The sequence below is a fragment of the Streptomyces sp. NPDC007945 genome, assembly GCF_042958885.1.
In the GTDB taxonomy this organism is placed as follows: Bacteria; Actinomycetota; Actinomycetes; order Streptomycetales; family Streptomycetaceae; genus Streptomyces.
Window position 1 is genome coordinate 1 of record NZ_JBIBJV010000004.1, and the last position, 18,757, is coordinate 18,757.

Consider the following 18,757-nt stretch of genomic DNA (forward strand, 5'->3'; position numbering starts at 1 on the left):
GGTACTGCAGGGGGGACCCTGTGGGAGAGTAGGACGCCGCCGAACAATCATTGTGGGAAAGCCCCGCACCTTATGGTGCGGGGCTTTTCTGCGTTTCAGGGCCGGGTGTTTCCACTCCTGTGAAGTGCCCACGGAACGAGGGGCGTCGCCCTCCCTTCGTCAGGAGCCGGCCCCAGCGTCGGCAGCCGGCGCGCACTCATCCACCCGGTCGCCGAGGGCGAGCCGCCGCCTGGCCGCCACCCTCGCCACGGTGCCGCTGGCGGGCTTGGCGCCCGTCGCCCGGGCCGTGGAGTTACCCCTCGCGCCCCGACACCGGCTCGTCGACTCGCCCGCCCAGCACCCCCACCTTGCCCCCAACGGCCGCAGCGGCATGCACGCCGACGGCGCCGACAACGGCACCCACCACCCGTATCCGGGACCGCTGGAGCGCAGCCCCGAAATGCACAGCGAGCGGATCGTCCCGTCGGCGGCGAACCTCTTCCCCAGCGGGGTGCGCGACCCCCGTCACCTCCCGTCATGCGGGACCAGGGCCGGCGCGTCTGGGTGGGTCACCCGGCTCGGGCGCGTTGGGACCGTCGACCCCGCCACCGGGAGGCTGAGGGCGATCCGGCGCGAGGACGGCGGCTCCGTCGTCACCGGCCTCGCGCTGTACGCGTTCCGGGCCGACGGCGACGGGACGGCGCGGGTCGTCTGGCGGGAGGCGTACGACCGGGGGCGGGCACCAAGCCGGGTTCGGTGAACCATCGTGCGGGAGAGCGACGTGCGGTGGCCGTCCACCGTGCCGAGGGGCCCCGATCACGCGCAGGCCCGGCGGGACCGCGTGCATCGGGGTCCCGCCGGGCTCGTCGCAGTCCGCGACAGCGTCTTGGCCCGGGTCGCCGGGTCACTCCATGGGCGGCACCTCGCCGACCGTCGTGCGGACGTCGATCACCGCGAACGGGGCGCCCTGCGGATCGAGGAGGGAGGCGAAGCGGCCGAAGGGGCTGTCCATGGGGCCGAAGACCTTGCGGCCGCCGAGGCGCTCGGCCGCGGTGACGGCCAGGTCGCAGTTGTCGACGGCGAAGTAGACCTGGATGTAGTCCGGGACCTCCGGCGGGGAGTCGTCGGGGGTCATCCTCATCCGGCCGAGGAGCGGGTCCCCGCCGAGGTCGAAGACCTTGTAGTCCATGTCCTCGCCGGTCATCCTCTTCGCGCGGTAGCCGAAGACCTCGGTGAAGAAGGGATCCGACGCCTCGGGCCGGCGGGTGAAGACCTCGGCCCAGATGTAGGAGCCGGTCTCCCCTTCGAGTTCGAAGCCCTCGTGGACACCCGACTGCCACAGTCCGAAGACCACGCCCGCCGGGTCCGAGGCGATGCACATGGAGCCGAAGTCGCCCACCCGCATCGGCTCCATCAGGATCGTGCCGCCCGCCGCCCGGATCTTCCGCGCCGTGGCGTCGACGTCGTCCGAGGCGAAGTAGAGACACCAGGCGGACTGCGGCGGGGTGTCGCCGCCGGGCATCGGAGGGACTAGGGCGGCGACCGCCTTGCCGTCCTTGTACGCCTGGGTGTAGTTGCCGAATTCCGTCGACGCCTCGCCGAACGTCCAGCCCAGCACGTCGGCGTAGAAGGTCTTGGCGCCTTCGGCGTCGGTGAACATCGCGTCGGTCCAGACCGGGGTGCCCTCGGGTCGTGCGGCCATGACGAGACTCTCGCTTCCCATCGGGGACGTGGTGTGTGGCGCGGGGCCTTCGATCCACGCTAGTCACGACCGGCCTGGGCCGCGCGGTGGCGCGCAGGCTCGCTCAGCGCGGGAGCCGGGTGAGGCCGTAGCGGTGGAACGGTGCCTCCGGCAGGGCCAGGTCGGGGCGCCAGGCGGCGAGGACCTGCGCGGACGGCAGGAACAGGGCCGTCGGGAGCTCCTCGGGCGAGGTCCAGCGCCAGCACTCGATCTTCTCGGGCTCCGCCACGGCCGGGGTGCCCGTGAAGACGCGGACCACCGTCGCCGCCGTCAGCCGCGTCAGTTCCGAGGACGTCACGGTGTCCAGGAGGAGGCCGACGACCTCGACGTCGGAGGGTTCGGCGGTGAGCGTGGTTTCCTCGGACAGCTCGCGGGCCGCGGCCTCCTCGATCGACTCGCCCGGCTCGACCCCGCCGCCGGGGAGCTCCCAGACGCCCGAACGGTCCAGGCCGAGCAGGACCCGGCCGTCGGCGTCCAGGACGACGATCCCGGCGCCCAGCGCGGCGCGTGGCGTCGGCGGGCGGGTGTTGCGGGAGGCGGCGGCGGGATCGGAGGCGTACACGTCGGGCGTCATGCGCCCTGTCTACCAGCCGGCGCCGACACCGCGTCCCGCGGCGTCGGCGGGACGACGGCGACGGGGCAGGCCGCGTGGTGGAGCACAGCGTGCGCCACCGACCCCACCAGGAGCTCGGCGACGCGGTGGCGGTGGTGCCGGCCCACGACCAGCAGCGCCGCCTCGGCGGAGGCGTCCACCAGGAGTCCCGCGGCGTCGCCCGGAGCGACCGTGCGAACCAGCCTCACGTCGGGGCGCCGTTCCACGAAGGGGCGCAGCCGGGCTTCCTGCTCCCGCCGGGCCTCGGCCAGGAGCTCCTCGGTGTCGTCGGCGAGGGGCAGCGGCGGGGGCAGCTGGAAGGCGGGGGAGGGGGCCGCGGCCAGGACGGACGGGTTCGGCGGGAGGCGGAGCCCGGTCATCGCCTCCAGGGGGACGCGGCGCAGTGCGGCCGTCGCGAAGGCGAAGTCGATCACCTCGTCCGGGGTCTCCTCCGGGTGCAGACCGAGGAGGACGCGGCCGGCGGCCGGGCCGCTGTCCAGGGAGGCGGTCCTCGCCTCGTGCGGGACCACCACCAGCGGGCAGGGGGAGCGGGCGGCCAGGGAACGTCCGGTGGAGCCGAGGAGGAGGCTGGCGAAGCCGCCGTGGCCGCGGGAACCCGTCACCAGGAGACGGGCGCCCCGGGCCGCCTCCGGCAGCACCTCGGCGACCGTGCCGTCCAGGGACTCGTAGCGCACGGGGACGGCGTGGCCGCGCTCCTCCACGACGGTCCGCACCGCGTCGAGGACGGTGTCCCGCAGCTCCGGCTCGGTGCCGAGGGAGGCGATCCTGGCGGCGCCGAGCTGGAGGGCGTCGGAGCGGACGTGGGCGACGACGAGCGGGGCGTCCACGGCCTCCGCTTCGGCCAGTGCCCAGGACAGGGCGCGCAGACTGTGGCCGGAGCCGTCCACGGCGGCCACCACGGGCGGATCGCTGTTCACGTTCATGAGGGAATGCCTCCCTCGTCCGGCGCCGCGCCACGCCGGTGGGTCAGGAGCCGGTCAGGCGTCCTGCTCGCGGGCGGCGCGCTGGGCGTTGCGCTCCTTGATGCGGACGGTCTCCTTGCGGACGTCGGCCTGGGTGGCGCGCTCCTTCACGAGCCACTCGGGGGCCTCGGCCTTCAGGGCCTCGATCTGCTCGGTGGTGAGGGCCTCGGTGATCCCGCCGCGGGCCAGGCCCGAGATGGAGATGCCCAGCTTGGAGGCGACCACGGGGCGCGGGTGGGGGCCGTTCTGGCGGAGCTCCTTGAGCCAGGCCGGCGGGTTCGCCTGCAGCTCGTTGAGCTCGGCGCGCGAGACGACGCCCTCCTGGAAATCGGCGGGGGTGGCCTCGAGGTACACACCCAGCTTCTTGGCCGCCGTGGCCGGCTTCATCGTCTGGGAGTTCTGGTGCGACGTCATGGGTCAAGGGTATCGAGCACACGGAGCTCCTCCGACCACGGCCGCCCTCCGACCTGCGCGGACGGGCTCCGGCGCAGGCGGGGCGGCGGGTAATCTTGCGGGGTGACAGACTCCCCGCTTGCCCCCGCCCCCGACGCCGCGGCCTTCCGGCTCGCCTTCGTGCCCGGTGTGACGCCCTCGAAGTGGGTGCGGACCTGGGAGCAGCGGCTGCCCGACGTACCGCTCGCGCTGGTGCAGGTGACGCCCGGCGAGGCCTTCGGGGTGCTGCGGGACGGCGGCGCGGACGCCGCGCTGCTGCGGCTGCCGGTCGACGGCGAGGACCTGAGTGCGATCCCGCTGTACGAGGAGACCAGCGTGGTGGTCGTGCCGAAGGACCACCACTTCGCCGCCGCGGAGGAACTGACCCCGGAGGACCTGGCGGAGGAGCTGGTGCTGCACCCGCTGGACGACACGCTCGGCTGGGAGGCGTCGCCGCCCGGTCTTCCGGCGTTCCAGCGGCCGGAGACCACGGCCGACGCGATCGAGCTGGTCGCCGCGGGGGTGGGCGTGCTGGTCGTCCCGCAGTCGCTGGCCCGGCTGCACCACCGCAAGGACCTGACGTACCGCACGATCACCGGCGTACCCCAGTCGCGGGTGGCGCTGTCCTGGCCGAAGGCCGAGGAGGCGCCCGACCTGGTGGAGGAGTTCATCGGGATCGTCCGGGGCCGGACCGTGAACAGCACCCGGGGGCGGCGCGCGGAGGAGCGCAAGGGGCAGAAGGCCGATCCGAAGGCGGGTCAGAAGCCCGCGAAGGCCGCTTCCAAGCCCGCTCTGAAGGCCGCCGGGGCGAAGCCGGCGCGCTCGGGGAAGCCCGCCAAGGGCAAGGGCGGTGCCGCGGGCCGTGGCGGGAAGCCCCGCCGCGGCCGCTGAGCGGGGCCCTCGGCATACTCCTCCTGTCGATCAAGCGCCCACCGCGGTGGGCCGCGAGAAGAGGAGAAGCCTTTGGCCGCCAGTTTCAGGACCGTCGTCGAGGTGGCGCCCGCCCACCTGGAGGAGGCCCGGTCGATCGACCGGGTGTTCCAGGAGGCGATCGCCCCCGCCACCGTCAATTTCGACTTCGAGGCCATCCACCGGGCCGCCGCCGCCGTCCCGGACAGCACCATCGTCCGGATGGTGCGCGGCTGGGGGCTCAGGGAGCACGCGCCGCTGCTCGTCATGGTGCTCTCGCTGAAGGAGGCCGTCCGGCAGGCGCTGCCGGCCGAGTGCGCGGAGGCGGGCTTCTGGGAGACCGTGGAGCGGGAGCTGGTCTCCGCGTTCACGGGGCTGGGCGAGCAGCTGGGCGGGCCCGGTCTGTCGTTCTACGAGGAGTCCGAGGAGCGCACCCGCTACTACCGGGACCTGTTCTTCGCGCTCCAGGAGGAGGGCGCGGGCGGTGACGCGCTGCACGCGCTCGCGTTCTGCGTGGACGTGACCGTCGACCTGCCGAAGGAGCGGGTGCTCGGGCTCGGGCTGACCGACGCGGCGCCGTTCGCCGTCGGTCTCAACGCGATCGTGCTGAGGCGTCCGCTTCCCGTCGCCGTCTGATCCCCGTCGGCGCCGGCCCGCCGTCCCGGGCCGGATCCTCAGCGGGGCCACGGACCGTAGCCGTCCCCCGTACCGTCGTCCTCGTCGCCGCCTCCGCCGTTGGTGCCGTTGCGCCGGGCCACGAACGGGACCATGAACCAGCAGAGCGCCAGCCACAGCGCCATCACGACGACCAGCCACAGCGCGATCGTGTCGGCCAGGACCATGCGCATGATCAGCAGGAACGTCGAGACCATCGTCAGGTAGAGCAGCACCACGCCCACCAGGGTCAGGCGGCCCGCCCACGCCACCGCCTCCGGCTTGAGCCGGCGCCCCGCCACGAACCGGTGGACCGCGACCGGGGCGACGAGCGCACTTGTGGTCGCCGCTCCCAGACAGACCGTCACGACGTAGATGACCCGGTCCGTGGTTCCCAGCTCGGCGAAGCGCGGCTGGAAGACGACGGCGACGAGGAAGCCGAAGAGGATCTGGGTGCCCGTCTGGGCGACGCGCAGCTCCTGGAGGAGTTCGTTCCAGCGGCGGTCGGCGCGCTGGGCCCGGCTCTCTCCGCGTCCGTCGTCGGACCGGACGGTGTCTCCGGTGGCCATACGGGGCGAGTGCCCCCACCCCCGCCCCGTATGCCCTTCCCGCTCGGGTGCGTCTTCCCCGCGCACCCGGTCCTTGTCAGCCCGCGGCCCCGCGCAGCCGGCCGCGGCGGGCCGCCGCGACCAGGTCGGGAACCGTCGCGAGCTTGACGCGCGGCCGGCCCGTCGCCGCGCCCCGGGCGCGTTCGGCCCGGTCGATGGCGGCGAGGCCGCGCGCGTCGACGAGCCGCCCGGTGCGGCGGCGGGCGAGGCGGGCGAAGGCCTTCGCGGAGCCCGTCGGCTTCGGGAGGCGGCCGTCGACCGCGTCGGCGAGCAGGCTGCCGACGGTCTCCGCCGCGCAGGCGCGGTTGGCGCCGATGCCGCCGGACGGGCCGCGCTTGATCCAGCCGACGACATAGGTGCCGGTCATGCCCTCGACGCGGCCGGCGGTGTGCGGGACGGTGCCGGTGGTCTCGTCGAAGGGCAACCCGGCGAGTGGCACGCCACGGTAGCCGATGGCCCGGACGAGGAGGCCCGCCGGGATGTCGACGCTTCCGCCGGGGCCGCCGGCGCGGACCGCGCGCACCGCGTCCTCGCCGAGGGCCTCCTCGGGGGCCGAGTGGAAGCGGAGGACGATCCTGCGGTGGCCGGCCCGGGGGGCGGCGGCCCAGTCGACTTCCTCGCGGGCGGCGTCCGCGAGGAGGGCGGCCCTGTCGCCCGGGGCCGCCGCGTCGATGGCCTCGGCGATCCGGGGGTCGTGGGTGTCGACGACGAGGTCGACGCCGGGGAGGTGGCCGAGGGCGAGGAGTTCGGAGGCGGTGTACGAGGCGTCCTCGGGGCCGCGCCGGCCGAGCAGCACCACTTCGCGGACCCGCGAGCCGCGCAGGGCGGTGAGCGCGTGGTCGGCGATGTCGGTGCCGGCGAGGGCGGCCGGGTCGGAGACGAGGATGCGGGCCACGTCCAGGGCGACATTGCCGGTGCCGACGATCACGACCCGCTCGGCGTCGCCGAGGGCGACGGCCCCGGGCGGGGTCTCCGGGTGGGCGTTGTACCAGGAGACGAGGGAGGTCGCGGAGAGGCTGCCGGGCAGGTCCTCGCCGGGGATGCCGAGGCGGCGGTCGGACGGGGCACCGACCGCGTACACGACCGCGTCGTGGTGGGCGGCCAGCTCCTCGGGCGTGACGTCCTTGCCGATCTCCACGCCGAGCCGGACGGCGGCCCGGGGGTGGGTGTGGAAGCGGGCGAGGCTGTCGCCCGCGCCCTTGGTGGCCGGGTGGTCGGGGGCCACGCCGTAGCGGACCAGGCCGCCGGCGACCGGTAGCCGGTCGATGAGGGTGACCTCGGCGTTGGTGTGCAGGAGCAGGTCCTCGGCGGCGTACATGCCGGCCGGTCCCGTGCCGACGACGGCGACCCGGATCGGGGCGAAGTCGGAGGGCAGCGAGCGGTCGAAGGAGGGCTCGCCCCAGGGGTGGAAGGTGGGGGAGGCGAGGGCGGGGGCGGGTTCGCGGCCCTCGAAGTGGGCGGCGTTGATCGCCTCGTACCGCTTCAGGGGCCCGGTGAGCCGGTCGACCGGGAAGATGGCGTCGACCGGGCAGGCGTCGGCGCAGGCGCCGCAGTCGATGCAGCTCTTCGGGTCGACGTAGAGCATCTCGGTGGTGCCGAAGTCCGGCTCCTCGGGCGTCGGGTGGATGCAGTTGACCGGGCAGACGGCGACGCAGGTGGCGTCGGAGCAGCAGGTCTGGGTGATGGCGTAGGTCATGGTGGCGGCTCGGCTCGGCTCGTCGGGGTCGGACGCGGGGCGGACTCGGGTCGGCGTCGGGTCGGAGTCGCGGTCAGAGGAGGTGGGCGCGCCGGTAGAAGTGGACGGCCGGCCGGGTCAGCATGCCGACGTCGCCGAGGAACTCCATGAGGCCGGAGCAGCTGGCGCGCAGCCGGGCCTTGTAGTGCTCGTTGGCGGCGGCCTCGCGGCGGGCGCGCTCGGGGTCGAGGCCGGCCCGGACGTACACCTCGGGGTTCACCAGGCTGGTGATGATGTAGTACGCGGCGATGGCGACGACCAGCGCCTGGAAGTGGCGGCGGGCGCGGCTCGCGCCGGCGAGCTTGCGGCGGGTCTCGTCCCGGGCGAACTTCATGTGCCGGGATTCCTCGACGACGTGGATGTTGTTGATGGTCCGCACGAAGGGGACCACCCGCTCGTCGCGCATCCAGTCGCGCTGCATGACGTCGAGGACCTCCTCGGCGACGAGGATGCCGGCGTAGGCGGCCTCGCCGAAGCCGACGGTCTTCATGACCCGGCCGAGCTCCATGACGGCGCGCTTCGGCCGGTAGGCGGGGGCGCCGAGCTTCTGGGAGCCGCGGGCGAACATGATCGAGTGGCGGCACTCGTCGGCGATCTCGGTGAGCGCCCACTGGAAGCGGGGATCGGTGTGGTCGGTGCGGTAGATGTCCCGGAGCACCAGCTGCTGGAGGATCATCTCGAACCAGATGCCGGTGGAGGCGACGGAGGCGGACTCCTGGCGGGTCAGCTCCTTCTGCTGCTCCTCGGTCATCTCGTTCCAGTAGGCGGTGCCGTAGAGGCTGTTCCACTCGGGGCTCTGGCCGTGGAAGTCCTTGTCGAGCGGGGTGTCCCAGTCGACCTCGACGGCGGGGTCGTAGCTGAGCTTGGCCGCCGACCGGAGGAGCCGCTCGGCGACGTCGTCCTGGTCGTGGTGGTCCGGGCGAACGGTGCTGCTGGCCATCGTTGCGTCTCCTTGGGTCACGCGGTCGGCTCGTTCCCTGGCTTGTTAGACGCGGCGTCTAGCAAGCTTGTTAGACGGAACGTATAGCAAGGGTGTCGCGCGGGCTACCCCTCGGTACGGACTTTCTCGCGGACTTCCGTCCGGACGCGGTGTCCGGGTACGCGAAGGGGGCCGGAGCGCAGGCGCTCCGGCCCCCAGGGAGGGATCACGGGAATCAGAAGGTCAGGTTCCAGGCGTCGATCTTCCCGGTGTCCGCGCTGGCGTTGTCGTTCACGCGGAGCTTCCAGACGCCGTTCGCCACCTCGGAGGAGGCGTTGACGGTGTACGTCTGGGCGATGTTGTCGGTGGAGCTGCCCGTCCGGTTGTGCAGGACGTAGACCGAGCCGTCGGGGGCGATCAGGTCGACCTTCAGGTCACCGATGTAGGTGTGCTTGATGTCCACGCCCACCTTGAGGGTGGCCGGGGCGTTGCCCGTGACGCCGCTGACGGTGATCGCGCTCTCGACGGTGGTGTTGTCGGGGACGGTCACGTCGGTGAGGTTCTCGAAGTACTTCCCGGGCTGCGGGGTGGTCGAGCCGCTGACGGCCTTCAGGGCGTCGACGCGGCCCTCGCCGAAGAAGCTGTTCTTCGCCGCGGTACCGGTGCAGCGGGCGTCCGACGGGCAGGCCAGGTCGGTGGCCTGCTCGCCGAGCTTGGCCCGCAGGTCCGCCGGGGTGTACGCCGGGTTGGCGCTGGCCATCAGGGCGGCGACGCCCGCGACGTGCGGGGAGGCCATCGACGTACCGCTCAGCGAGGAGTACTTGCCGCCGGGGACGGTGCTGTAGACCGACTCGCCGGGCGCCGAGACCTCGATGACGTCACGGCCGAAGTTGGAGAAGGACGCCTTGGACGTGCCGCTGGTGCCGTTGGCGGCGACCGTGACCACGCCCGGCAGCTCGGCCGGGATGTCGAGGCAGGCGTTGGTGATCGTCCGGGTCACCGGGGTCGAGTCGTTCGGGCTCGACGAGTCGGTGGTCTTGTTCGCCAGGTCGACGTTGGAGTTGCCGGCCGCCGCGACCTGGAGCGAGCCCTTGCCCTCGGCGTAGGCCTGGGCACGGCCCACGCCCTCCAGGATCGCCGCCTGGTCGAGGTTGTCGGGGCAGTTGAACTGCCACGGGTCGGTGTAGTAGCTGTTGTTGGTGACCTTGAAGCCGTGGTCACCGGCCCACACCAGGCCGCAGATGGTGTTCTCGGCGAAGAAGAGGGTGCTGCCGGGCTCGGCGATGCGCACCGAGGAGATCTTCACGCCCGGCGCGACGCCGATGGCGCCCTTGCCGTTCTTGGCCGCCGCGACCGTGCCGGCCACGTGGGTGCCGTGCTGGTCGACGTCGCGCCAGGCGCCGATGCGGGTGTCCGCCTTGCCGTAGGCGCAGGAGACGGAGTCGGCGGCGTTGAAGTTCGGCGCCAGGTCCTGGTGCTGGTCGTCGACGCCGGTGTCCAGGATGCCGACCTTGACCGTGGCGGAGCCGGGGTTGACCGCCCAGGCCTGGTCGGCCTTGATCTGCGTCATGTCCGAGCGGACGGGCTCCGTCGACGGGGCCGCCGCCTGCGAGGGGTTGGCCGGGAGCGCCGGGTTGTAGGCGTCGGCGGGGACGTCCGAGGTGCGGGTCGCGCCGACCTTCTGCACGCCGGTGACGCCACGCATGGTGGTGGCGAAGGAGGCGGAGGTCGAGTGGGCGACGATCACGCCGATGGCGTCGAAGGAGGAGAAGACCGAACCGCCGTTCGCGGCCACGGCGTTGCGGACCGCCGTGGTGTCACCGGGGGTGGTGATCACCAGGTAGGCGCGGGTGCCGGCGGCCCAGGCGGCGGACGCCGCGGGGGCCTGCTGCGCGGTCCGCGCGTTCGCGGTGAACGCCGCGAGCGGCTCGTTGTCGACCGGGGCGGCCTGGGCGAGCGAGACCGGGCCCGAGAGCGCCAGGGCCGTGCCGAGGGCGGTCGCCGCGAGTCTCATCCGGCCGGATATGTGGGAAAACAATGCGTCCTCCGATGGCCCGGTGGCGCGGGTGGCGCCGGCCGGGCCCTGTGATGTGTGGGGTGGACGCAAGATCCCAGACGGGCGGGGGCGGAGGGAAGCCTTCTGTCCGACAAGCCCGTTCATGTAACAGAATCTTGACTTGAACATGGCGAATAGGGGGCGGTTCTCCTGCGCCGCCCCCTCTTCGCGGGATCACTTGCGCGGGGTCACGTGCGCGGGATCACTTCAGGTACGGACCCGCCGTGCCGATCTTCCCGGGGCCGTTCAGGACGTACACCCGGAGGTTCCCCTTGCCGGGCGCGCCGACCGTGAGCGTGCCCTGGGAGACCGTCCGCACGTCACCGGTGACGGCGTCGGTGTACGTGCCGTTCGGGATGCCGTTGTACGTGGCTCCGCCGGAGACCGTGACGAGGGCGAAGCTGTCCGTCGATCCGCTGGTGTAGCGACGCTTGAACGCCATGCCGCCCGAGATGCCCTCGGTGGAGTACTGGCCCATCTGGAGCGCCGGGATCGCCCGCCGGATCTCGTTGAGCCGCTGGACGTGCTTGACCAGGGGCTGCTGGAGGGTGGTCGCGACCTGGCCGCTCGCCGCGGAGACCTTCGAGAAGTCGGAGGCGGTGACGGTGCCGGCGAGGTGGGCGCCGTAGTACGCGCGGCCGGTGGTGGCCAGCGGGCAGCGGGGCCCGCAGTCGATCTTCTTCCCCTTCTGGAACTCGATCTCGGAGCCGTAGTAGAGCGTCGGGATGCCGCGGAAGGTCCACATCAGCGACATGTTCTCGGCCCAGGCGTCGGTGCCGCCGGTGTACCGCTCGCTCGACTTGTTCGGGCCGTAGTCGTGGCTGTCGACGTAGACGACGTTGTAGGTGGCGTCGTTGTAACTGTCGTCCGAGTCCTTGCCGTTGGAGAAGGCGTTGAACGCGTCACCGAAGTTCATGTGCATGCGCATGTCGATGACGTTCATGCCGGAGAAGCGGCTGTGGTCGGGCGTGTGGTAGCTGTTGCCGTTCAGGAAGGCGTTGGTGGAGGTGGGCTGGTTGCCGGTGCCCTGCTGCTGCTCGTAGTCGTACATCTCCAGGGCGGCCTTCGTGTCGTCGGCGTCGTACTCCTTGCGCTCCTTCCAGGTGAAGAACTGCGCGGAGTGGTTCACCGAGCCGCGGTTCCACTTGTCGTTGACGAAGGCCGCGACCTCGCCGAAGACGAAGAAGTTCCTCGCCGCCTCGGCGCCGTGCCGCTGGGTGACCCGTTCCTGGATCGCGGGGAGGAAGCGCCGGTTCCAGGTGGTGCGCGGGATGTGCACGGCGGTGTCGACGCGGAAGCCGTCGACCCCCATGTCGATGTACTTGTCGTACGCCCCGATCAGGTGGTTCTGGACGGTCGCGTTCTCGGTGTCGAAGTCCGCCAGGTCCTCGTGCAGCCAGCAGGAGCGGGAGTCCTCGCCCTCCCAGTTGCCGATCCAGCACTGGTGGAAGAGCGCCTTGGGGAACATGCCCGAGGTGGGGGTGGGCCACTGGCAGTTGTAGAGGGTGTAGCCCTCGGCGCTCTTCCCGCCGGTGGGCTTGCCCCAGTTGACGCAGGTGTTTCCGGTGGGTTCGGCCGTCGACCACAGGTCGCCGTTGTAGTACGACTTGCCGGTCTTCGGGTCGATCGTCAGGCCGTCGTACTCGAAGCCGGACTGCTTCTCGTCGTAGTACCAGCTCCACTGGGTGTCCCGTACGCCGTACACGGTCGGTGTGAACAGGCCCTTGGCGCCCCAGCGGGACGAGTGGTTGTAGACGACGTCCTGGTAGAGCTTCATGCCCTTGGCGTGGGCGGCGTCGATGAGGTCCTGGTAGGAGGCGCCCGCCGACTCCAGGCGCGGGTCGACCCTGTAGAAGTCGTAGCCGTGGTAGCCGTGGTAGTCGTAGTCCGAGCGGTTGAGCACCACCGGGGTGACCCAGACGGCGGAGAAGCCGAGGCCCTTGATGTAGTCGAGCTTCTGGATCAGGCCCTTGAAGTCGCCCCGGAACATGGGGTCGTCGTTCGCCGCGTTCCCCGACTTCACGTGCTGGCTGCCGCCCCGGTTGTTGGAGGCGTCGCCGTCGTGGAAGCGGGCGGTGAGGACGAAGTAGATCGGGTCCTTGCGCGGGTCGGTGCCGAGCGGCTTTCCGTTCGCGGGCGCGCCGGGCCTGTCGCCGGTGGTGGCGGTGGCCGGGGCGGAGGCGGCCGAGACGTTCCCGGCGGCGTCCACGGCCTTCACCGTGTACGTGTACGCGGTGCGTTCGGCGAGGTCCGTGTCCGAGAAGACCGTCGAGCCGACGTCCGTGACGACCGTGCCGCCGGTGCCGCCGGTGCGGGTGACCTGGTACTTCGTCACGCCCCGGTCGTCGGTGGCGGCGTTCCAGGAGAGCAGCACGGAGACGCCGTCGGCGGTCGCCGTGAGGCCGGCCGGCGCGGTCGGCGCCCGGGTGTCCGGCGGGGTGGCGGCGCACGGGTCGGTGGCGTTCGCGGTCACCACCCGGTCCCGGACCGCGGAGGTGCCGGTCCCGATCGTGTAGTCGGTGCCGCCGTTGTTGTCCCACACGCCGTTGCCGTTGTTGAACGCGGCCTTGAGGGAGCCGGCCGAGCCGAGGTCCAGCTCCCGCTTCCACCAGCCGGTGCAGGCCGGTGTCATGCCGACACCGGGGACGGCCGTCCAGGTGCCGCCGGTGGGTTGGTAGTGGACGTTCACCGTCGACCAGCCGAGGGAGGCCGACGAGTAGTACACGGTCGCCTTGTTCGCGGTCGGCGGGGGCGTGCCGGCGCAGGGGTCGGAGTGGGCGACGACGCCGTCCTTCACCGTGATGCTGCCCGTGCCGAGGGCGTAGTCGGCACCGCCGTTGTTGTCCCAGGTGCCGGTGCCGTTGTTGAAGGCGGCCTTGAGCCCGGTGGCGGAGCCGAGGCGGACGGTCGTCTTGACCCAGTCGGTACAGGCGGGCTCCATCGCGGTGCCGGGGACCGCGGTCCAGGAACCGCCGTCCGGCGCCCAATGGAGGTTGTAGGCCGACCAGTTCTTCGTCCTGGTCCAGTAGTGGACGGTCGCCGTGTTCTCGGCGACGGCCGCCGCGGGGGCGGCGTCGAGGGCGGGGGCGGAGGCGCCGGGCGGCGCGGCCATCAGGCCGGCGAGGCCGGCCGCGGCGCAGAGCAGCGCGAGCGCGCGCCCGCGCCGACGGGTGCGGGTGGGGGTCATGCGGGTCTCCAGACGGGGGCGCGCCGGATCAGGAGGCCGGCGGAGCGATGGGGATCGGCCCCCTGGAAGCGCGTGCGGAAAATTGCGGAAACTTCTTGCGTCGGCGGGAAGTTACCGCCGTGGGGCGGGCGCGTAAAGAGTCCGCGTCGAAGCGGTTCGAACGCCGGGACGCGACCCGTGTCCCGGGCGCGGGCTCAGTCCCGCTTCAGGTACGGCGCGAGGAGGGTGCGCCAGGCCGCGTCGATGCGCCGGTACTCCGCCGGGCAGAGCGCGGCGCGGTCACGGGGCAGCACCCCGTCCGGGTTGCCCTCCGCGTCCACCGCGTCGGCGAACCGCTCGGGATCGGAGCCGTACAGCCAGCAGGCCCAGTCGAAGAAGCGCTGTCCGTCGAGGGAGTGGACGTCGGAGTACGCCGCCACCCCGGGGTCGCCGCCCTCGGACGCCGCCCAGAGGGCGCCCCAGGCGTTGACGGTGGAGACCGCGTAGTCGGCGTGGCGCTCGTCGCCGGAGGCGAGCAGGAGCACGGCCAGTTGATCGACCGCGTCCTCCACCCGGCCGGTGACGGGCAGGTCGTAGAGGTCGACGAGGGCGTGACCGAGCTCGTGGAAGAGGACGCCGTGGGAGAGGCCGACGACGTCCTGGTCGACGGATTCTCCGGCGGCTGTCCGCCGGCCCGGGGCTCCGTCGCCCGCGGCACGGGCGAAGACCCGCCGGGCGTCGGCCACGAACCCGTAGCAGTAGGTGATCCGGCCGGTGCCCTCGTCCCAGAAGGGGTTGGGCGCCGCACAGCCCGCCGCGCGCAGCGGTACGTCACGGGGGAGGGCGATCCGCGCGTCGGCGTACCCGGCGGCGTCCTCCAGGACCCGCCGCTCGCGCAGGAAGGCGAGGGCGGCGCGCTCCTCGCGGGTGCGCGGCTCCTCGTAGGCGACGACGAGCCGGCCCGTGCCCCGGGCGGGCGTCGCCGGGGTCGCGGCGCAACCGGCGAACAGGGCCGTCGCGATCAGGGCGAGAGCCAGGCGGCGGACGCGGGCAGCGGCGGGCATCGGCGGCACCTCGTCTCGTGGGCGTCCCTGCCGACGAGCCTGGCCGGAGCGGCTGCCGGCGGCGAGCCCGCGGCGCCGGACGGGTGAGCCGGGAGGCCCGCACCGCCGACGGCCCGCGTCTCCTGGGCCAGGCGGCAGCCGGGCCGCGTACGGGGTCGAGAGCGCCGGCCCCGGGCCCGTACCCCTCAGTTCGTTCCGTCCGCCTCCAGGGTGAACAGCGCCCCGTCCGGGTCCCGCACCACCACGCGGCGCTCGTCGCCGGCGGCTCCCGGCTCCCGGGCACCGCCCCACTCGCCGCCCGGCACCACGAGTCCGCCGTGCTCCGTCACCGCCGCCACCGAGGCGGTCAGGTCGGGCACCCGGAACCGCACGAGCCAGCGCGGCCGCAGCTGCGGCCGGGACGAGGCGGCCTCCACCGGACCGCTGTCGAGCCGCGCCACCGGCACCCCGTTCCGGCGCAGCACCACCCGGTCCTCCTCGTACGAGGTGTCGCAGCCGCCGGGGCCGTCCTCCGCCCAGCGCAGCACCCCGCCGTAGAACACGGCGGCGTCGAAGGCGTCCCGGGTGTGCAGCTCCACCCACGCCGGAGCGCTCCGCTCGCCCACGTGCCAGCGCGACACCAGGCGCCCCTCCCACACCGCGAACGCGGCCCCGTCCCGGTCCGTCGCCAGCGCCACCCGCCCCTGCGGCGGATACGCCACAGGACCCACGCCCACCGTGCCGCCCCGCTCCCGGATCCGCGCGACCGCCGCGTCCGCGTCGTCCACGGCGAAGAACACCGTCCACGCCACCGGCACCGCCAGCTCCGCCGCCAGGGCGGCGATCCCCGCGACCGGCACCCCGTCCCGCTCACCCACCACGTACGACGAGTCCGCCTCCAGCTTGCCCGGCCGGAACGTCCAGCCCAGCACCGCGCCGTAGAACCGCTCCGCCGCGCCCAGATCCCGCGTCGCAAGACTCACCCAGCACGGCGCGCCCAGCGCCTCCGCCGTCATCGGCCCCGTCACCGGAACCACCTCCTTGCCCGGGCGTCCGCCGCCCGGACGCCACCCCGCGCGCCTTCCCCGGCGCGCGGGCCCGCACACCCCGCTTCACCCGGCCGGCCGTACGGCCGGGACGGCCTCAGGGCGCCGCCGGGCCGAGCCCGCGTGCCGCGTACGCCCGCACGTCGGCGTCCGGGTCGGCCGCCGCCGTCGCCAGCGCGGCCCGCGCCTCGGGTGCCGGAGCGTGCCCGAGCAGCGCGAGCACGGCCGCCTTGCGCACATCGGCGTTCCGGTCCGCGAGCGCCTTGGCCAGCGCGGGCACCGCCCGGTCCGCGGGCGCCGCCCCCAGCGCCGCCGCCGCGCCGGCCCGCACCTGCCACGCCGGATCGTCCAGCGCCGCCACCGCGCGCCCGGCCAGCGGCGGCGGGCAGCCGGCCGCGGCGAGCGCCCCGAAAGCCGCTCCGCGCACCAGCGGATCGGGATCGCCGAGCAGGGGAACCAGCGGCTCCGCCTCCGGCGCGGACACGGCCGCGAGGCCCTTCGCCACCGCCACCCTCACCTCGCGGACCGGATCGCCGACGGCGGAGGCCAGGGCGGTGACCGCGTCCACCGACACCAGCGCCCGCACCGCCTGCAGCCGAACCTCGGGCGCCGCGTCGGCCAGTGCGCCCGCGTACACCCCGGCGTCGCCGAGCCGGCGGGACCGCAGGACCTCGACCGCGACCGCCCGCACCGAGGGATCGGGCACCTTCAGGGCGGACCGCAGGCCGGCGGCCGACTCCCCGTCGGCGGGCAGCACCTCCGCGAGCTCGCGGAGCGCCGCGACGGCGGAGGCCCGCACCCCCGCGTCCCCGTCCCGCAGCCGGGCCGTCAGCGCGGGGCCCGTCCCGGCCGGCACGGTCTCCGCCAGAACGGTGACGGCCGCCGCCCGCACGTCGGGCCGCTCGTCCGTCAGATACGGCGTGAGCTCCGCCAGTTCGGGTGCCTCCTCGGTGAGCGCGAGGAGGGACACCAGCCTCGGGTCGGTGCCGGCGGGAGCGGCCGGTGCGGCCGCCCGGCCGGGCTCCTCGGCGGGGCGGGAGGTCGGCGGCGCCTCGCGCGGGCCCGCCGTCGCCACCGGCACCAGCGCCACCTCGCCGAGCGGCCGCTCCGGCCCGCCCGGCGGGGCGTACTCGGGCACCGGCACCAGGTACGGTTCCACCGGGCGGGCCGTGAACTCCATCGCCCCGCGCGCCGACCTGCGCAGGTCCAGGTGGTACAGCCACGCCGCGTCGTCCCGCTCCGGATGGTCGAGGCGCTCGTGGTACAGCCCCCAGCGGGACTCCGTCCTCGCCAGCGAGGCGCGGGCCGCCATCTCGGCGCAGTCCCGGATGAACGACACCTCCGCGCACCGCATCAGTTCGTGCGGTGTCCGGCCGCCCATCCCCGCGATCTCCACCGACATCCGCTCGAACGCCTCGACGGCGAGGGAGAGCCGCGCACCGGACTTCGGCGGAGCGACGTAGTCGTTCACGAACCGGCGGAGCTTGTACTCGACCTGCGGCTGCGGCGGCCCGTCCGGGTTCCGCAGCGGCCGGTACACCAGCTCGTGCGCGGCCTCCAGCTGCGTCCGGTCGAGTTCGCCCTCGTACGCGCGGTACCGCGCCGCGTCCTCGCCCGCCAGATCGCCGTAGACGAACGCGCCGATCATGTAGTTGTGCGGGACGCACGCGAGGTCGCCGGCCGCGTACAGGCGCGGGACGGTGGTGCGGGCGTGGGCGTCCACCCGGACCCCGGAGGCCGAGTGCCCGCCGCACAGGCCGATCTCGGAGATGTGCATCTCGATGTCGTGGGTGCGGTAGTCGTGCCCCCGGCCGGCGTGGAAGGTGCCGCGCGTGGGCCGCTCCGTGGAGTGCAGGATCGACTCGACCGCGCCGATCGTCTCCTCCGGCAGATGGCTCAGCTTCAGGTAGACCGGTGCCCGGTCGGAGGCCAGCTCGGTCGCGAACTCGGCCATCATGTGCCCCGACCAGTAGTCCGACTCGACGAACCGTTCGCCGTGCCGGTTCACCTGGTAGCCGCCGAAGGGATTGGCGACGTAGGCGCAGGCCGGGCCGTTGTAGTCCTTGATCAGCGGGTTGATCTGGAAGCACTCGATGCCGGTGAGGGCGGCGCCCGCGTGGTACGCCATCGCATAGCCGTCACCGGCGTTCGTCGGGTTCTCGTACGTGCCGTACAGGTACCCCGACGCGGGCAGCCCGAGCCGGCCGCAGGCCCCCGTCGCCAGGATGACCGCGCCCGCCCTGACGACGACGAACTCCCCGGTGCGGGTGTGGAGTCCGGCCACGCCGACGGCCCGGCCGTCCTCCGGGTGGGTGAGGACCCTGACCGGCATGACGCGGTTCTCGATCCGGATCCGCTCCCGCATCTCGCGCCGCCGCAGCTGCCGGTACAGGACCTTCTTCACGTCCTTGCCCTCGGGCATCGGCAGCACGTACGAACCCGAGCGGTGCACCTGCCGCACGGCGTACTCGCCGTGCTCGTCCTTCTCGAACTTCACGCCGTACGACTCCAGGCGCCGCACCATGTCATGGCCGCGCAGCGCCGTCTGACGGACCGTCGACTGGTCGACCAGTCCGTCGTTGGCGCGGGTGATCTCGGCGACGTAGTCGTCCGGATCGGCCCGGCCGGGGATCACCGCGTTGTTCACCCCGTCCATGCCCATGGCGAGCGCGCCGGAGTGCCGGACGTGCGCCTTCTCCAGGAGCAGGACGTCGGCGCCGCGGCCCGCGGCGGTGAGCGCCGCCATCGTGCCGGCGGTGCCGCCGCCGACGACGAGCACGTCGCAGGAGAGCTCGACGGCCTCGTCGAGGGAGGGCGCGGTGGTCAGGGGCGTGGTCACGACGGGCCTTTCCGGAAGGGGGAGTTCGCGGGCGCGGGGGCAGGGGGGTTCCGCC

15 protein-coding genes are annotated in these 18,757 nt (G+C 73.5%); 3 read left to right on the forward strand and 12 right to left on the reverse strand.

Annotated features, from left to right (window positions below; translation table 11 throughout):
- Positions 1–250 precede the first annotated feature (250 nt).
- Entirely contained in the window at positions 251–739 is a 489-nt protein-coding gene (locus ACFZCF_RS14145; RefSeq protein WP_391286686.1) for a hypothetical protein, read from the forward strand.
- Positions 740–883: 144 nt separating this feature from the next.
- Here the strand turns inward: ACFZCF_RS14145 and ACFZCF_RS14150 are convergent, their stop codons facing one another.
- From ACFZCF_RS14150 to ACFZCF_RS14165, 4 genes are all read right to left on the reverse strand, one after another.
- Positions 884–1,681, reverse strand: coding sequence for a VOC family protein (locus tag ACFZCF_RS14150; protein WP_391286687.1), 798 nt, complete (start codon positions 1,679–1,681; stop codon positions 884–886).
- Positions 1,682–1,784: 103 nt separating this feature from the next.
- A complete protein-coding gene (locus ACFZCF_RS14155; protein WP_388448157.1) occupies positions 1,785–2,294 on the reverse strand; it encodes an NUDIX hydrolase in 510 nt (169 codons plus the stop codon).
- Positions 2,291–3,256, reverse strand: a complete 966-nt coding sequence (locus ACFZCF_RS14160; protein ID WP_388448155.1) for a universal stress protein — start codon at positions 3,254–3,256, stop codon at positions 2,291–2,293. Before ACFZCF_RS14160 ends, ACFZCF_RS14155 begins: the two co-directional genes overlap by 4 nt.
- A 54-nt stretch (positions 3,257–3,310) precedes the next feature.
- The gene (locus ACFZCF_RS14165; RefSeq protein WP_388448153.1) at positions 3,311–3,709 is read right to left on the reverse strand and encodes a DUF5997 family protein; all 399 of its coding nucleotides are present in this window, start codon (positions 3,707–3,709) and stop codon (positions 3,311–3,313) included.
- Positions 3,710–3,811: 102 nt separating this feature from the next.
- Here ACFZCF_RS14165 and ACFZCF_RS14170 point away from each other — a divergent pair, with 102 nt between their 5' ends.
- The gene (locus tag ACFZCF_RS14170; RefSeq protein WP_391286688.1) at positions 3,812–4,618 is read left to right on the forward strand and encodes a LysR substrate-binding domain-containing protein; all 807 of its coding nucleotides are present in this window, start codon (positions 3,812–3,814) and stop codon (positions 4,616–4,618) included.
- A 72-nt stretch (positions 4,619–4,690) separates the two neighbouring features.
- On the forward strand, positions 4,691–5,272 hold the full coding sequence (locus tag ACFZCF_RS14175) for a Type-2Aa cytolytic delta-endotoxin (RefSeq protein WP_388448150.1): 582 nt from the start codon (positions 4,691–4,693) through the stop codon (positions 5,270–5,272).
- A gap of 38 nt (positions 5,273–5,310) precedes the next feature.
- On the opposite strand, the gene ACFZCF_RS14180 is transcribed toward ACFZCF_RS14175, so the two are convergent.
- From ACFZCF_RS14180 to ACFZCF_RS14215, 8 genes are all read right to left on the reverse strand, one after another.
- Positions 5,311–5,859: a DUF6328 family protein gene (locus ACFZCF_RS14180; protein ID WP_388448148.1), complete on the reverse strand. Its 549-nt coding sequence runs from the start codon at positions 5,857–5,859 to the stop codon at positions 5,311–5,313.
- A gap of 76 nt (positions 5,860–5,935) precedes the next feature.
- The gene (locus ACFZCF_RS14185) at positions 5,936–7,594 is read right to left on the reverse strand and encodes an FAD-dependent oxidoreductase (protein ID WP_391286689.1); all 1,659 of its coding nucleotides are present in this window, start codon (positions 7,592–7,594) and stop codon (positions 5,936–5,938) included.
- A 73-nt stretch (positions 7,595–7,667) separates the two neighbouring features.
- Complete coding sequence (locus tag ACFZCF_RS14190; protein ID WP_388448144.1) at positions 7,668–8,573, reverse strand: diiron oxygenase; 906 nt, start codon at positions 8,571–8,573, stop codon at positions 7,668–7,670.
- Positions 8,574–8,787: 214 nt separating this feature from the next.
- Positions 8,788–10,566: a S8 family serine peptidase gene (locus ACFZCF_RS14195; RefSeq protein ID WP_391286690.1), complete on the reverse strand. Its 1,779-nt coding sequence runs from the start codon at positions 10,564–10,566 to the stop codon at positions 8,788–8,790.
- A 244-nt stretch (positions 10,567–10,810) separates the two neighbouring features.
- A complete protein-coding gene (locus tag ACFZCF_RS14200) occupies positions 10,811–13,795 on the reverse strand; it encodes a carbohydrate binding domain-containing protein (protein ID WP_391286691.1) in 2,985 nt (994 codons plus the stop codon).
- Between the two features lie 194 nt (positions 13,796–13,989).
- A complete protein-coding gene (locus ACFZCF_RS14205) occupies positions 13,990–14,838 on the reverse strand; it encodes a DUF4344 domain-containing metallopeptidase (RefSeq protein ID WP_391286692.1) in 849 nt (282 codons plus the stop codon).
- Positions 14,839–15,023: 185 nt separating this feature from the next.
- Positions 15,024–15,854 (reverse strand): VOC family protein, encoded by an 831-nt coding sequence (locus ACFZCF_RS14210; RefSeq protein ID WP_388448136.1) that lies wholly within the window; start codon positions 15,852–15,854, stop codon positions 15,024–15,026.
- Between the two features lie 106 nt (positions 15,855–15,960).
- A complete protein-coding gene (locus ACFZCF_RS14215) occupies positions 15,961–18,702 on the reverse strand; it encodes a fumarate reductase/succinate dehydrogenase flavoprotein subunit (protein ID WP_391286693.1) in 2,742 nt (913 codons plus the stop codon).
- Positions 18,703–18,757: the final 55 nt, after the last annotated feature.